The sequence below is a fragment of the Ruegeria sp. CL6 genome (assembly GCF_056536465.1).
This window is the reverse complement of record NZ_JBQFPR010000001.1, coordinates 489,248-503,614: the sequence shown is the minus strand read 5'-3', so window position 1 is coordinate 503,614 and position 14,367 is coordinate 489,248. Positions and strand designations below refer to the sequence as shown.

General features: G+C 58.4%; 12 protein-coding genes. 8 read left to right on the top strand and 4 right to left on the bottom strand.

Annotated features, from left to right (window positions below; genetic code table 11):
• Positions 1-57: 57 nt before the first annotated feature.
• Positions 58-1,179, top strand: a complete 1,122-nt coding sequence (gene ispG, locus ACR0LH_RS02485; RefSeq protein ID WP_480719537.1) for a flavodoxin-dependent (E)-4-hydroxy-3-methylbut-2-enyl-diphosphate synthase — start codon at positions 58-60, stop codon at positions 1,177-1,179.
• A 138-nt stretch (positions 1,180-1,317) separates the two neighbouring features.
• Positions 1,318-1,884, top strand: a complete 567-nt coding sequence (locus ACR0LH_RS02480) for a hypothetical protein (protein ID WP_480719536.1) — start codon at positions 1,318-1,320, stop codon at positions 1,882-1,884.
• A 52-nt stretch (positions 1,885-1,936) separates the two neighbouring features.
• Here the strand turns inward: ACR0LH_RS02480 and ACR0LH_RS02475 are convergent, their stop codons facing one another.
• Both ACR0LH_RS02475 and ACR0LH_RS02470 read right to left on the bottom strand, forming a co-directional pair.
• Positions 1,937-2,695 carry a DsbA family protein gene (locus ACR0LH_RS02475; RefSeq protein WP_480719534.1) on the bottom strand — a complete coding sequence of 253 codons (759 nt, stop codon included), beginning with the start codon at positions 2,693-2,695 and terminating at the stop codon, positions 1,937-1,939.
• Positions 2,692-4,074, bottom strand: a complete 1,383-nt coding sequence (locus ACR0LH_RS02470; protein ID WP_480719533.1) for a M48 family metalloprotease — start codon at positions 4,072-4,074, stop codon at positions 2,692-2,694. The genes ACR0LH_RS02475 and ACR0LH_RS02470 overlap by 4 nt, the downstream gene beginning before the upstream one ends.
• Between ACR0LH_RS02470 and ACR0LH_RS02465 the strand changes: the two genes are divergently transcribed.
• From ACR0LH_RS02465 to ACR0LH_RS02440, 6 genes are all read left to right on the top strand, one after another.
• On the top strand, positions 4,073-5,230 hold the full coding sequence (locus ACR0LH_RS02465; protein ID WP_170481360.1) for an aminotransferase class I/II-fold pyridoxal phosphate-dependent enzyme: 1,158 nt from the start codon (positions 4,073-4,075) through the stop codon (positions 5,228-5,230). The two genes, ACR0LH_RS02470 and ACR0LH_RS02465, sit on opposite strands and share 2 nt — an antisense overlap.
• Positions 5,231-5,302: 72 nt before the next feature.
• Positions 5,303-6,523 carry an N-acetylmuramoyl-L-alanine amidase gene (locus ACR0LH_RS02460; RefSeq protein ID WP_480719532.1) on the top strand — a complete coding sequence of 407 codons (1,221 nt, stop codon included), beginning with the start codon at positions 5,303-5,305 and terminating at the stop codon, positions 6,521-6,523.
• Between the two features lie 95 nt (positions 6,524-6,618).
• On the top strand, positions 6,619-9,108 hold the full coding sequence (locus ACR0LH_RS02455; RefSeq protein ID WP_480719531.1) for a penicillin-binding protein 1A: 2,490 nt from the start codon (positions 6,619-6,621) through the stop codon (positions 9,106-9,108).
• 90 nt (positions 9,109-9,198) lie between these two features.
• Positions 9,199-10,323, top strand: coding sequence for a peptide chain release factor 2 (prfB, locus tag ACR0LH_RS02450; RefSeq protein ID WP_170413759.1), 1,125 nt, complete (start codon positions 9,199-9,201; stop codon positions 10,321-10,323).
• A 186-nt stretch (positions 10,324-10,509) separates the two neighbouring features.
• Complete coding sequence (locus ACR0LH_RS02445) at positions 10,510-11,910, top strand: amidase (protein ID WP_480719530.1); 1,401 nt, start codon at positions 10,510-10,512, stop codon at positions 11,908-11,910.
• Positions 11,911-11,936: 26 nt separating this feature from the next.
• Positions 11,937-12,719: a DUF2189 domain-containing protein gene (locus ACR0LH_RS02440; RefSeq protein WP_480719529.1), complete on the top strand. Its 783-nt coding sequence runs from the start codon at positions 11,937-11,939 to the stop codon at positions 12,717-12,719.
• Between the two features lie 9 nt (positions 12,720-12,728).
• Here ACR0LH_RS02440 and ACR0LH_RS02435 read toward each other — a convergent pair whose 3' ends face one another.
• Together ACR0LH_RS02435 and ilvN are read right to left on the bottom strand one after the other, a co-directional pair.
• Positions 12,729-13,481 (bottom strand): helix-turn-helix domain-containing protein, encoded by a 753-nt coding sequence (locus tag ACR0LH_RS02435; protein ID WP_480719527.1) that lies wholly within the window; start codon positions 13,479-13,481, stop codon positions 12,729-12,731.
• A gap of 282 nt (positions 13,482-13,763) precedes the next feature.
• The gene (gene ilvN, locus ACR0LH_RS02430) at positions 13,764-14,324 is read right to left on the bottom strand and encodes an acetolactate synthase small subunit (protein WP_170382781.1); all 561 of its coding nucleotides are present in this window, start codon (positions 14,322-14,324) and stop codon (positions 13,764-13,766) included.
• Positions 14,325-14,367: the final 43 nt, after the last annotated feature.

Below are 14,367 nucleotides of genomic sequence, written 5' to 3'. Positions count from 1 at the left end.
TGCCCTGATAGGCGGACTATTTAAAGACGCAACTCAGGCTGCCTTGGACCCGATCCCATGTCCCTCAATCACGTTCGCCCGTGGCGAAACATCTATCGCCGCAAGTCCCGTCAGATCATGGTTGGCAATGTTCCGGTCGGGGGCGACGCGCCCATCGCCGTGCAGACGATGACGAACACCCTGACGACGGATGTCGCGGCGACCGTGGCGCAGGTTCAGGCGGCGGCCGAGGCCGGGGCTGATATCGTGCGAGTCTCTGTGCCTGACGAGGCATCGTCGCTGGCGCTGAAAGAGATTGTGCGCGAAAGCCCGGTTCCGATCGTTGCCGATATCCATTTCCACTATCGCCGCGGGATCGAAGCCGCCGAAGCGGGGGCCGCCTGCCTGCGGATCAATCCGGGCAATATCGGAGACGAAAAACGCGTGCTGGAGGTCATCAAGGCCGCGCGCGATCACAACTGCTCGATCCGCATCGGGGTTAACGCGGGGTCGTTGGAAAAGCACCTGCTTGAGAAATATGGTGAGCCGTGTCCCGAGGCGATGGTCGAAAGCGGGCTCGAACATATCCGCATTCTGGAAGACAACGATTTCCATAACTTCAAGATTAGCGTGAAGGCCAGTGACGTGTTCCTGTCCGCCGCCGCGTATCAGGGTATAGCTGAGGCCACCGACGCGCCGATCCATCTGGGCATCACCGAGGCCGGAGGGCTGGTCAGCGGCACCATCAAGTCTGCTATCGGCTTGGGGAACCTGCTGTGGATGGGGATTGGCGATACAATCCGTGTCAGCCTGTCCGCCGATCCGGTCGAAGAGGTGAAGGTGGGCTATGAGATCCTGAAATCTCTGGGCCTGCGCCATCGCGGGGTGAACATCATCTCATGCCCGTCCTGCGCCCGGCAGGGGTTCGACGTGATCAAGACGGTTGAGGCGTTGGAGCAGCGACTGGAACACATCAAGACGCCCATGAGCCTGTCCATCATCGGCTGCGTCGTGAACGGGCCGGGCGAGGCGCTGATGACCGACGTCGGTTTCACTGGCGGCGGGGCGGGGTCCGGCATGGTCTATCTTGCGGGTAAGGCCAGCCACAAGATGTCCAACGATCAGATGATCGACCACATTGTGGAAGAGGTTGAGAAGAAGGCCGCCGAGTTGGATGCAACGGCAGAGGCGGCGGAATAGCGCCTCCTCGGTTTTTGGACGCGACGGGCGTTCTTTCCTTTCTCGGGAAAAGCCTGTTCACCGGTAGGAAACGTCATTCTTTTGCCAAACTTACCCTGAAAAACATCGTTCAGGTTGAGCAGTTCAAGGCATTTTCAAATGAGGTTTCTTTCAAGTGTAGCCGCAGTTTCCTGCGCTATTCTGGCGGCATGCAGCAGTGGGTCAGGCGAGTATGACAAATACCCCCGGGACGTGAATGTTCCGGTCCCGGAAAACGCCGCTAATACCAAGTTGCGCTATCTTTCGGCTGATCTCGCGCCGTACAATCAACGTGGTACAGTCACGAGCATCATCGTGACTCTTGGACCTGGAGGACAGTCAAAGCCGCCCAAGGACACGCCGCAGGTGTTGGCGGACCCGGCGCTGGCCTCAAGGGTTGCGGCGTCCCTGTGGGACGGAAGTGACTCGCGGGCCGCGATGAGCCTCGCGCAGCAGGTCGCGCGGTCGACGTATTGCCGTTCTGGTCCCATTACACCCGACAACGGCGTTCGCCGTATCTCGAACCCGCAGGATATCAGCGCCGTCCTCGCAGAAAGCCAAAAGCAGGGGCGTGATGTCATTCCCGCAGGTATCAAAGGCACGTCTGTGCCCGCCGCCCAATTTCGGTCGGATGGCACAAACAGATGGGTTGTTTGGCTGAAATGCGACGCGCCCTTTCCGTACTAAGCGCGTGACGCATTAAGAAGGGTCGGAGGCGGTTTGTCCGCCTCCTGTCAGATTAGCCCTGTTCGGCGCGCACGACGTTGGCAATCTCGATCATCTGGTCAGCCGTCAGGAATCCGCGCAGCATTTCTGTTCCCAGAACGAATGAAGGCGTGCCGGAAATATTCATGCGGCGTGCCAACTCGCGCGTCTGGTTGATCTCGTTAGTGACCTGATCGCTATTCATCGCTTCAATGATTGCGTCGCTGTCCAGACCCAGACCGTCCGAGATACGGCGCAAGGTCACTTCGGTTGGTTCACCTCCGAATTCCATAAGGGCGTCGTGAACTTGTTTGTACGCGTCGTCACCAGCTACGTGCTTGGTCGCGATAGCAAAGCGCGACGACATGACCGAGGCGTCGCCGAGAATGGGAAACTCTTTGATTATCAAACGGATATTTCCGTCTTCTGACAGCAGCTCTGCCACCTGGGGGACGGCCCGGCGGCAATATCCACAGCGATAATCCATGAACTCGACCAGAGTTAAGTCTCCGTCGGGGTTGCCTCCGACCCAGCTATATCCATCGTTGAACAGCTCGTCAGCATTGGCTGCGACCAATTCCTGATCGGCCTGCGCTTCGGCCAGAGCGTTGCGTTGTTCAAGGATGTTGATGGCTTCGATAATCACTTCGGGGTTTTCCAGAAGATATTCCCGTACCTGTTGGCCGAACTGTTCCTTTTCCGCGTCGCTCATTGCGTTCAGGTCCAATGCCTGAGCAGGGCCGGTGATCAAGGAAAGCCCCAGCAGGGCCGGCGCAGCGTGTCTGAGGATCATTTCCGTTTCCTTTTCTTTTTCTTAGCTTGTTCAGAGGCAATCAACACATCCTGTGCACGTTGCCAACCCGGAGAGCCCTCGGGCAACTGCCCGACAGCCCGTCTTGCGTGAATACCTGCATCAGCCAGCCGGCCTTGCAAGGCAAATCTTTCGGCGGTCACGGCCGAGGCCATTCCGTTGTTGCCAACCTTGGCGTATGCGACCCCTAAATCTTGCATCAATCGCGCATTGCGATAGTCCCGCGCGCGCGCCTTTTCAAGGACTTGCAAGGCTTTCTTAGTCTGCCCTTGTGCCAATAGCGCACGGCCGTACCCGGCAAGGATCAGCGGATTGTTCGGGGCCAGTTCTACCGCCTTGCCATATGCAGAAACTGCTTCTTGCACTCGACGGTTTTCCAGCAATATCTGCCCTTTGAGCTCATAGTAAAAAGGGTCGTCGGGGCGTATTTTCAAAGCCTGATCTATGGCGCGGCGGGCGTTGGGCAGGTCGCGGTTTTGGTGGTATGCGGCGGCCTCACGCATCAGGCGGATGTCCTGCGCGCTTTCTTCCTTTGACCGTCGCATGGTCCAGGTCGGGGACCGCAGAAAAGCCGATAGCTTGCCTTTTGCTCGTGCGAACCAGTAGTCCGCGCTCTGGTTGGGCGATGCCTTGTCCCCGAATTCGTCCAGAAACGCCTCAGCCGCGCGCAGGCGTTCCCGGCTGGTGGGGTGTGAGCGCATGTAGGGGTCTTGATTCACGACGCTTAACAGTTCCTGTCCCGCAAACTTCTGGTGCAGCGCAACCATGCCGCTGGGCGAGATGCCCGCCCATCTGAGATAGCTGGCCGCACTGCGATCAGCCGAGGATTCTTCGGCGCGGGTGTGGGCAAGAAAGCTGCGTAGCGCTGAGCTGGATGTGCCCGCCGCGATGCCTGCTGCAGCCTCGCCACCGCCAGCAGCGGCCACGACCAATGCAAGAGCGGTCCCCAACTGAGCGTTCCTTTGCGCGGCTTTCAGGTTCTCCACCCGCCGCGCCAGATGACCATTGGCGATATGCGCAGCTTCGTGCGCGATCACGGCCTGCAACATTTCCGGGCTTTCGACCGTCAGGATCAGCCCGTAGTTCAGGTAGATCGCGTTATAGTCGATGACGAAGGCGTTGAAGGTGCTGTCATTCACCACCAGAATCTGGACGCGATTTGTGTTCAGCCCCGCGGCGCGCAGGACCGGGAATGCCAGTTCGCGCAGACCGTATTCGATATCCGGGTCACGGATCAGACTTTGCGCTGCGGACTGAATGGCGCTTGCGAACCATGTTACTGCAATCAGCAACAGGGCCGGGATTGACGCCAGCCTGGATACGCGTTCAAAAGCCATGGCTGCAACATGGGAGATGGGCATGAGAAACTCAACCCGGTCCGGGGTCGATCCCTTTATCGTGATGGACGTTATGGAGGCCGCGCGCCGCGCTGAAGAGGCCGGGCGCACCATCATTCACATGGAGGTTGGCCAGCCGGGAACCGGTGCGCCGCAAGGGGCGACCGATGCCTTGGCGCAAGCCATGAAAGAAGGGCCATTGGGGTATACGGTTGCACTGGGCCTTCCGGCTTTGCGGCAGCGGATCGCGCGGATGTATGGTGAGTGGTACGATGTCGACCTGAACCCCGAGCGTGTGGTGATTACTCCGGGGTCGTCTGGCGGTTTCTTGCTGGCGTTCACAGCGCTTTTCGACAGCGGAGATCGCGTCGGCATCGGTGCGCCCGGTTATCCGTCGTATCGGCAGATACTAAAGGCGCTTGGGTTGGTGCCGGTCGATCTGCCGACCGCGCCGGAAAACCGGCTTCAACCTGTGCCGTCTGATTTCTCGGGGCTTGATCTGCAGGGGCTTATGGTTGCGTCTCCGGCCAATCCAACGGGGACAATGCTGGATCACGCGGCGATGCAGGCGTTGATCGGGGCCGCGCACGAGCAAGGCGCTTCGTTCATCAGTGACGAAATTTACCACGGGCTGGAATATGAGGCCAAAGCCGTCACCGCGCTGGAGCTGACGGATGAGTGTTATGTGATCAATTCGTTCTCGAAATATTTTTCGATGACGGGTTGGCGCGTGGGTTGGATGGTTGTGCCCGAAGATCAGGTGCGCGTTGTCGAGAGGATTGCCCAGAACATGTTCATCTGCGCGCCGCACGCCAGTCAGGTTGCGGCTTTGGCCGCGATGGAGTGCGAAGATGAATTGCAGGCAAATCTCGATGTCTACCGGGCCAACCGTGCGTTGATGCTGGAGGGTTTGCCCAAGGCAGGGTTCACCAACATCGCGCCGCCAGACGGCGCCTTTTACGTCTATGCAGACGTGTCTGACCTGACGGACGACAGTCGCAGCTTTGCGGCGGAAATCCTTGAAAAAGCAGGCGTCGCGGTCACTCCGGGTCTCGACTTCGATCCTGTGCGGGGCCATACAACGTTGCGGTTTTCCTACGCCAGATCGACGCCGGACATAGAAGAAGGATTGCTGCGCCTGACGCGCTTTATGTCGGAACGCTTAGGGTCGGCCGAGTAAGCGCAGGGCGTTCACAAGCGGGCGCAGTTCGGCTATGCTGTGCGTCAAACGATCTCGGGAAAACTTGAGGCCATGAGCAGGATTCTATTCGCCATTGCGCTGATCTGGGCGCTGAACGGTGCTGCCGTCGCGCATGAGTTCAGTGCGCTTTCACGTGTGCTGCCCGATGACAGCAGTGTCACAGATGACGGCCACGCCGGAGTTCGGGTGCAGCTTGGTCTCAGTCAGGGCGTGCCATACCGGGTTTTCACGCTGAGCGATCCCTATCGCATGGTTCTGGACTTTCAGGAGGTGGACTGGACCGGCCTGGACCGCGACAGCTTTTTGCAGACCGATCGCGTCAGCGGTGTCCTGTACGGTGCCTATGTGCCGGGATGGTCCCGGATGGTGTTGGAACTTGGCGCGCCCTTGGCTATCGAGACGGCGGATTTGCGTGTCGATCCGGTAACGGGCAGTGCGCAATTGTCGTTGAGTCTGCAAGATACTGATATTGAATCGTTTTCAGCCAGTGCAGGTGCGCCTCGACAGCCGGGGTGGGATTTGCCTGAACCATCAGTCACTCCACCAGCGCGCGACCCGGACGGAAACCGCCTGCTGCGCGTGATGCTGGATCCGGGGCATGGAGGGATCGACCCCGGAGCCGAAGTTGATGGTCTGGACGAAAAGACCCTTATGCTGACCTTTGCCCGCGAGTTGCGTGAATTGCTTCTGCGTGCAGGCGGATATGACGTGGTCATGACCCGTTCGGACGATCAGTTCGTATCGCTGGAACGCCGCATAGCGCTGGCTCATCGCGCGGGTGCCGATGTGTTTATCTCGTTGCATGCCGATATTCTGTCCGAGGGGCGGGCGCATGGGGCCGCCGTTTATACACTGTCCGAGGACGCCTCGGATGTGGCCAGCCTCAAACTGGCGGAACGTCATGATCGTGGCGATCTGATATCGGGAATTGATCTGAGCGGTTCTGACGATCAGGTGGCGGATGTGTTGCTGGACATGGCGCGCAGGGAAACCAGGCCGCGCACCGACGCGCTTGCGCGCGCTCTTGCCGAAGGGCTAACACAGCAGGGCGGGCCGATGAACAACCGCCCGATCCGAACGGCCTCGTTTTCCGTTCTAAAGGCGGCTGACATTCCGTCTGTTCTGATCGAATTGGGTTTTCTGTCCAGTCCCAGAGATTTGGAAAACATACGAAACCCCGAATGGCGCTTGAATATGGCGCGCGGTATTCGGGATGGATTGGGGCGTTGGCATCAGGACGATCTGGTCAGGCGATCGCTTATTGGGCAGTGACCCTGCGGCGCAAAACGGCTAATATTAGCCATCGTGTTTTGACCCCGGGCAGGGGCATCACTATATAGGCTGCACCGCGAGCAAAAGGCAGTAACGTGATCCGTTTCATTCTATCAATTTTCGGGGCGATCTTCAGCCTCGTGACCTTGGGCATTTTCATGACCGTGCTAGTCATTGGCGCGATCTTCTGGATGTATGGGCGCGATCTGCCCAGCCATGAATCGCTGGCGCAATACAAGCCACCAACGATCAGCCGGATTTATTCCGGTGAGGGTCAGTTGATCGACGAATTCGCGCAGGAGCGTCGCCTGTTTACCCCGTCCGAGGAAATCCCTGATCTGGTGAAACAGGCGTTTATCTCGGCAGAAGACAAGAACTTTTACACCCATCAGGGCTATGACCCGCGCGGTATCATTGCGGCGGGTGTCGAGGCGGTTAAGTCCAAGGGCGAGAACGTCCGCGGCGCGTCCACCATTACCCAGCAGGTAATGAAGAACTTTTTGCTGTCCGGCGACCGCCGGGCCGAGCGAAAGATCAAGGAGATTATCCTCGCCACACGGCTTGAGGATACGCTGGACAAAGAACAGATCCTTGAGCTGTATATGAACGAGATTTTTCTGGGGCAGAACTCTTACGGCGTGACTGCTGCGGCCCAGACTTATTTCAACAAGACACTGCAGGAACTCGCCCCTCATGAGGCCGCGACACTCGCTGCCATGCCAAAGGCTCCGTCTGACTATCATCCGGTGCGCGAAAAGGACCGTCTGATGGCGCGTCGCAACTATGTGCTGCGCGAGATGAACCAGAACGGGTATATTGATCAGGCTACCTATGACGCAGAGGTCAACATGCCCTTGCGCTCGGTCCAGAATGGCGACTTTGAGAGTTTCCGCACCGCGTTGCCGCCGCGTGACTATTTCACCGACGAAATCCGCCGACAGTTGAGTGAGGACTTCGGCGAGGGGGAATTCTTTACCGGCGGCTTTACCGTCCGTGCCTCGGTCGATGAGGAAATGCAGGTCGAAGCGGCGCGTGCGCTGCGCGAAGCGTTGCAGAAATACGACCGCTCACGCGGCAAATGGCGCGGAACGGGTGAGGTGATCCCAGAAGAAAACCTGACGGATGAGGTGCGGTGGCGCGAAGCGCTGGCCATCATGGAAATCCCGCGCGACGTGGTTCTGCCAACGCAATGGTATCCTGCCGTCGTGCTGAACGTCTCAGACCAGTCGCTGACTGTCGGCGTTGAAAATGGCCCAGCGGATGGCACCGTCCCTCGCTCGGACATTCAGTGGATGCAGGGTAATTTTCAGGACAATTTCAAGCGCGGCGATGTCATTTTGGTCATGGCCGGAGATGAGGGGCAATGGTCCGCCCGTCAGGTGCCCGAAGTGCAGGGCGGTTTCGTCGCGATGGACGTAAACTCGGGCCGTGTTCTGGCGATGCAGGGCGGGTTCTCGTATCAGGACTCGGTCTTCAACCGCGCGACGCAAGCGCAACGCCAGCCGGGGTCAAGCTTCAAACCGTTCGTCTATGCGGCTGCGCTCGACAGCGGATACAGCCCGGCAACGATCGTTGTGGACGCCCCGATTGAGGTGAACACGCCGCAAGGTTTGTGGCGGCCCAAGAACTCGTCAAACAAGTTCTACGGCCCGACGCCGCTGCGCACGGGTATTGAACAGTCGCGGAACCTGATGACCATTCGTCTGGCGCAAGAGGTCACGATGCCTGTCGTCGCGGGCTATGCCGAGCGCTTTGGCGTCTATGACCGGATGGGTGCATTCCTTGCCAACTCGTTGGGGTCCGAGGAAACCACGCTCTACAAAATGGTCGCGGCCTATGCGATGTTTGCCAATGGCGGTGAGCGGGTTGAGCCGACGTTGGTTGACCGGATTCAGGATCGGTTCGGCAAGACGATCTATCGCCATGATGACCGACAGTGTCTGGATTGCAATTCAAGCTGGCTGGAACCGGACGAGTCCCCCACCATCGAAACCAACCGTAGTCAGGTCATGGACGCGATTACAGCGTATCAGTTGACCTCGATGATGAAGGGCGTTGTCGATCGCGGAACTGCGTCGCGCCATGTCAACCTTCCGGTGCCGACGGCTGGTAAGACCGGCACAACAAATGAATCCAAGGACGCATGGTTCATTGGCTTCACATCAAATATCGTCGCTGGTTGCTACATTGGATATGACCGCCCGCGCCCGATGGGGCGGGGGGCTTATGGCGGCACGATGTGCGGTCCTGTCTTCCAGAGCTTTATGGAAAAAGCCGTTGCAAAATATGGTGGCGGCCCGTTTGAAGTGCCTCCGGGTGGGCATTTCATTAAGATCGACCGCTTTAGCGGCGCGCGCCTGCCTGCGGATGCAACCGGCGAATACGTTGTGGCCGAGTATTTCCGCGATGGCGTAGATGGCTTTATCGACCGCGTTTATGATGGCGGCTTTGCGATGGGCTCTGATCTGCCTTTGTTTGAAGAGGTTCATAGCTCGGGCCGTCAGGTGACCACGTCGACGGGCAACACCGTCACGGTCGGCCCAAATGCCAGCCAGGGCGAGCTGCAGGGCGGCGGGCTTTATTGACGACGCGCAGTATTCGGGTCCGCGCCGTCTTGTGGTGGCGCGGACCTGTTGATATCACCCAAACCTGATTGAGCAAGTTGGGACGTAATCATGCGCGCCGAAACCCAGAATATCGTGGCGGAAATCGAAAAGTCTCTGGAGCTGCTGGCGCAGCGCATGGACTATGAAACCGCGCCGCACCGGTTAGAGGAATTCAACGCGCGGGTAGAGGACCCCAACCTGTGGGACAGCCCCGAAAACGCGCAGAAACTGATGCGCGAGCGTCAGATGCTGGTCGATGCAATCGAGACATATGAGTCGATCAAAACGGATTTGAGCGACAATATCGAGCTGATCGAACTGGGCGAGATGGAAGAGGATAACGAGGTTGTCCAAGACGCCGAGTCCGCGATCAAGGCGCTGCAGGCCAAGGCCGCCAAGAAAGAGCTGGAAGCCTTGTTGGATGGTGAGGCGGACAGCAACGATACCTTCCTCGAGATCAACTCGGGTGCGGGTGGTACGGAAAGCTGCGACTGGGCGTCGATGCTGGCGCGGATGTATGTGCGTTGGGCCGAGAAAAAGGGTTACACGGTCGAGTTGCAGTCCGAGACGGCCGGAGAAGAAGCGGGGATCAAATCCGCCGCTTACAAGATTTCCGGTCACAACGCTTATGGCTGGCTAAAGTCGGAAAGCGGCGTCCACCGGCTGGTGCGGATTTCGCCCTATGACTCGGCGGCCAAGCGGCATACCTCGTTCAGTTCGGTCTGGGTTTATCCGGTGGTGGACGACAATATTGAGATCGAGGTGAACCCGGCGGATATCCGTATTGATACCTATCGGTCCTCTGGCGCTGGTGGTCAGCACGTGAACACGACGGATTCGGCTGTGCGGATCACGCACATTCCGACTGGCATCGTGGTGACCAGCTCCGAGAAATCGCAGCATCAGAACCGCGATATTGCGATGAAGGCGTTGAAGTCGCGGTTGTACCAGCAAGAGCTGGATCGCCGGAACGCCGACATCAACGCGGCGCATGAGGCCAAGGGCGACGCGGGCTGGGGCAACCAGATCCGGTCTTACGTGTTGCAACCCTATCAGATGGTCAAGGACCTGCGGACCAACCACGAAACCTCGGACACCAAGGGTGTGTTGGATGGTGATCTGGATGAGTTCATGGCAGCGACGCTGGCGCTGAATGTAGCAGGCAAAAGCCGGTCCGAGGCGCAGGGCGACTAAGCTGGGAAGGGGGCTCTGCCCCCGCCGCGCGTTGCGCGTCTCCCCCGGGATATTTTGGGCCAGATGAAGTAGATCCGGGCACGGCTGCGTGGCGGGGAAAAGATACATTTAAACAATGGGTTTAAATGAGAAGTCGCCCCCGTTAGGCTGATTGCATAAGAGTAATGCAAAGCCGATGAGACCCGGATGGACTTGAGAAAGGTAACCGCGACAGCTTTGGTGGCTGAGATGTCTGCGGGGCGTCTTTCTGCTGTTGATGTGATGCGTGCGACATTGGACCGTATAGCGGCGGTCAATGGGTCTGTGAACGCCGTTGTTGCCATGCGCGACGAAGATGAGCTGTTGGCCGAGGCGCGTGCACTGGACGAGGGGCCGGTCAAAGGCGCACTGCATGGATTGCCAATAGCGGTAAAGGATCTTGTGAACGTCGCCGGAATACCGTCGTCGCAGGGCTCGCCGTTGTTTAAAGACCATGTACCGGCAAAGGACGATCTGATTGCAGCGAGGATGCGCGCTGCGGGGGCAATCCTGATAGGCAAGACCAACACGCCGGAATTTGGATTGGGGTCGCATACGTTTAACCCGGTCTACGGGGCCACGCGGAATCCATATGACACAGAGCGATCTTGCGGTGGTTCGTCTGGTGGGGCCGCTGTTGCGTTGGCCACTGGTATGGTCACGCTGGCGGATGGGTCGGACATGATGGGCAGTTTGCGCAATCCGGCCGCGTGGAACAATGTGTACGGGTTTCGTCCGACCTGGGGGCGTGTGCCGCCCGAGCCGGTCGGAGATGGTTTTCTGCATCAGCTATCCACGCTGGGCCCAATGGCGCGACATCCCGAAGATATTGGGCTTTTGTTGGATGTCATTTCCGGACCAGACGCGCGACAGCCTTTGAGCGGGCCGAGCCGGGCGGTTTCTCCTGTACGCGCAATGGACATGACAGGGATTCGTATCGGTTGGCTGGGTGATTGGGGTGGCGCATTTCCGTACGAGGAAGGGATCGTTGACCTCTGCCAGTCGGCTTTGGAGATTTTCACGCAGCTTGGTGCGAGTGTCGAGCACGTGCCCGCCCCATTTGAGGCTGAGAAGATGTGGGAGAGCTGGGCAACTTTGCGGTCTTGGAGCGTGGCCGCAAGCCTCGCGCCTTTGACCGAGCATCGCGCGAAGTTGAAAGATACTGCTTTGTGGGAGCTGGACCGCGGGCTCGGGTTGACTGCGATGCAGGTGCATCGGGCCAGTGTTGCTCGTTCAGACTGGTATCGTCGCGCCGCAGAGGTGTTCGAGCGTTTCGACGCTCTTGTGTTGCCAGCGGCACAGGTTTGGCCCTTTGACGTTGATGTGCCGTATCCGACGGAAATAGCAGGAAAAAAGATGGATACGTATCATCGTTGGATGCAGGTTGTCGTGCCTGTGAGTTTGATCGGGTTGCCTTGTCTGTCGGTTCCTGCCGGTTTCGGAGCCGAGGGGTTGCCGTTGGGGTTGCAGGTCTTTGGGCCTCGGGGGGCAGATGAGCGCATCTTGCCGATCGGGGCTGCGTATCACGACGCGACACAGTGGCCGCAAAACAAGCCGCCTAAGTTGTGAAGGTGCAGGGGGAGGAGAGAGAAACGATGGAGAAGCCTTTTGGCGTTCCAAAGATGGGGCCAGTGAACCCGCAAATGCTGCGCGAGGCGATGCGTCTGGCTTGGGCGGACTATCGTCGCGCTCCAATGTTCGGCTTGCTGTTTGCCGGTTTCTACGTCGTGGCTGGGTGGGCCATGGCTTGGGTGACAATCCAGACGCAGACATCCTTTTGGCTTGTGCTTGCCGCTATTGGATTTCCGTTGCTTGGTCCTTTCGCGGCTGTGGGTCTTTATGAGGTTTCGCACCGGATTGAGCAGGGCGAGCCTTTGGACGCCAAAGCCATATTCGGCGTGGTCGCTCAACAGGGTCGGCGGCAGTTGCCGTCCATTTGCGCGATCATCGTGGTGATGTTTTTGTTTTGGTTCTTTTTGGGTCACATGATTTTTGCGTTATTCATGGGGCTTTCGACCATGACCAACGTGTCCACTTCTCTCGAAGTGTACTTGACGCCGAACGGTCTGACCATGTTGGCCGTGGGGACAGCCGTCGGCGCCGTTTTCGCGACAGTTCTTTACATGATTACAGTGCTTTCGATCCCAATGCTCCTTGATCGAGAGCTGGACTTCGTGACAGCAATGATCGCCAGCTACAGCTATGTCAGTGCGAACATGTCGGTCATGCTGGGCTGGGGCGTTTTTGTTGCGGTTCTGACCTTTGTCGCAATGATCCCCTGGTTCCTTGGACTTCTTGTCGCACTACCTTTGCTTGGTCACGCAAGCTGGCATCTGTATCGGTTGATCACGCAGTCAGAAGCAACGGCTGAAGCATAGCTCATACGCTCATGCTGTCGCTCTGGCCGTGATTTGTTCCGCGCGACGGGCGGCCCGGGCCGCGGCAAATGCCCATACGGGGTTTGTTCCCAAATGCCGAAGGGAAAGCCGGCGCATTGTTGTCGCGCTCGCCGTGGTTTTGGAAAGGCAAATTGCTACACCACGCCACCGGTCTGCGTTGTCTTCGCTGCCGCGGGTCATAAGGTAAATCCGGCTGTTCTGGGCTGCTCGGCCAGACATCAGGATGTAAATCTGGTGGCCGGCACAGGCTGCAATTCCCTGGACTTCACGCTGGGCGGGGGGCAGGGGCTCTGTTCCAACGGGCGGTTCATAGCTGCGAACCAAGGTGCATTGAGGCAACCGGCGCGCGTGTAGCAATCTGTGTCTGGATGGGTGCGGGTCCTCAAGTCCGGTTTCCGAGACATAGTAGAACCCCGCAGGAAACAGGCTTTCGGTCAGTGTGTTTGGGCCTGATCCCAGAAAATCCACCAGCGCAGTTGCCGCCGGGTGGGGCGGCGGCAAGTCGATCTTGTCGATAGGGCGCAACAATATGCGGGCATCGACATCGAAAAAATTGCAGATGCGATCAAGAATGTCTGGCCGGGGAAAGCTCTCGCCGCCGAGATACCTGTTGAATTGCGTGCGGTTTATGCCGAGTTGGCGGCAGAGTTCCGAAACAGAAGGGTATTGCTGCGCCAACCGTCGCAGGTTTGCGCCGAACATCTTGCGCAGTTCCGCCGGGCTGCGGGTTTCATTGGTCATTGCTGTCCCATGTTCCCCAAGTGTTTTTTGAAGCGCGTAGCATTTGACCAATGGTCGAAAGCACGCGCCAAGCTGTACCGACGCCTCCGAAGAATGCGTCTCAGAGCCCTTCAAGGCTAGCGTGGCCTAGCGCAAACGCAATAGGCTTTATGCCATTTTGTATGGTGTTTTGTTGGTTTCCGATGTGAGGCAGAAACCTGAAATCCATTGAAACCTTGGATTGCGGGTCAATGCCCTCAGAGCCTCGCCCACAGATCCAGACTGCGGGCGAGGCTTGGAAAGTCAGTCGCCGCGCAGCAGGGCAGCGACGCCTGTTCTGGCAATTTCGACCAGGCCCAGCGGACGCATCAAGTCCGCGAAGGCATCAATCTTATCCGGCGCGCCGGTGATCTCAAAAATGAAGGAATTCAGCGTGCTATCGACCACATTTGCACGGAAAATATCAGCCAACCGCAGCGCTTCGACCCGCTTGTCGCCTTCGCCGACGACCTTGATGATGGCCAATTCCCGCTCGACCGACGGCCCCTCGACCGTAAGGTCATGAACGTCGTGCACAGTCACGATCCGACCCAATTGCGCCTTGATCTGTTCGATCACCTGCGGGGTGCCGGTTGTGACGATAGTGATGCGGCTGAGATGGCCGGTGTGATCGACCTCGGCCACGGTCAGGCTTTCGATGTTGTAGCCGCGACCCGAGAACAGCCCGATCACACGCGCCAGAACGCCGGGCTCGTTCTCGACCAGAACGGCAATCGTGTGCCGTTCCTGCACGTCCGAGAAGGTGGGCCGTAGATTATAGGCCGAATGGCGGGTAGAGCCTTTTTTGATATGTAGGGCAGACATTTACGTCCCTTTCATCATCCTGCGATAGCCGGGCACCGCAGCA

What these genes read in the sequence shown, in the direction of transcription:
- ispG (WP_480719537.1), top strand. Translation starts at nt 58, where the DNA reads ATGTCCCTCAATCACGTTCGCCCGTGGCGAAACATCTATCGCCGCAAG.
- ACR0LH_RS02480 (WP_480719536.1), top strand. Translation starts at nt 1,318, where the DNA reads ATGAGGTTTCTTTCAAGTGTAGCCGCAGTTTCCTGCGCTATTCTGGCG.
- ACR0LH_RS02475 (WP_480719534.1), bottom strand. Translation starts at nt 2,695, where the DNA reads ATGATCCTCAGACACGCTGCGCCGGCCCTGCTGGGGCTTTCCTTGATC.
- ACR0LH_RS02465 (WP_170481360.1), top strand. Translation starts at nt 4,073, where the DNA reads ATGAGAAACTCAACCCGGTCCGGGGTCGATCCCTTTATCGTGATGGAC.
- ACR0LH_RS02470 (WP_480719533.1), bottom strand. Translation starts at nt 4,074, where the DNA reads ATGCCCATCTCCCATGTTGCAGCCATGGCTTTTGAACGCGTATCCAGG.
- ACR0LH_RS02460 (WP_480719532.1), top strand. Translation starts at nt 5,303, where the DNA reads ATGAGCAGGATTCTATTCGCCATTGCGCTGATCTGGGCGCTGAACGGT.
- prfB (WP_170413759.1), top strand. Translation starts at nt 9,199, where the DNA reads ATGCGCGCCGAAACCCAGAATATCGTGGCGGAAATCGAAAAGTCTCTG.
- ACR0LH_RS02445 (WP_480719530.1), top strand. Translation starts at nt 10,510, where the DNA reads ATGGACTTGAGAAAGGTAACCGCGACAGCTTTGGTGGCTGAGATGTCT.
- ACR0LH_RS02440 (WP_480719529.1), top strand. Translation starts at nt 11,937, where the DNA reads ATGGAGAAGCCTTTTGGCGTTCCAAAGATGGGGCCAGTGAACCCGCAA.
- ACR0LH_RS02435 (WP_480719527.1), bottom strand. Translation starts at nt 13,481, where the DNA reads ATGACCAATGAAACCCGCAGCCCGGCGGAACTGCGCAAGATGTTCGGC.
- ilvN (WP_170382781.1), bottom strand. Translation starts at nt 14,324, where the DNA reads ATGTCTGCCCTACATATCAAAAAAGGCTCTACCCGCCATTCGGCCTAT.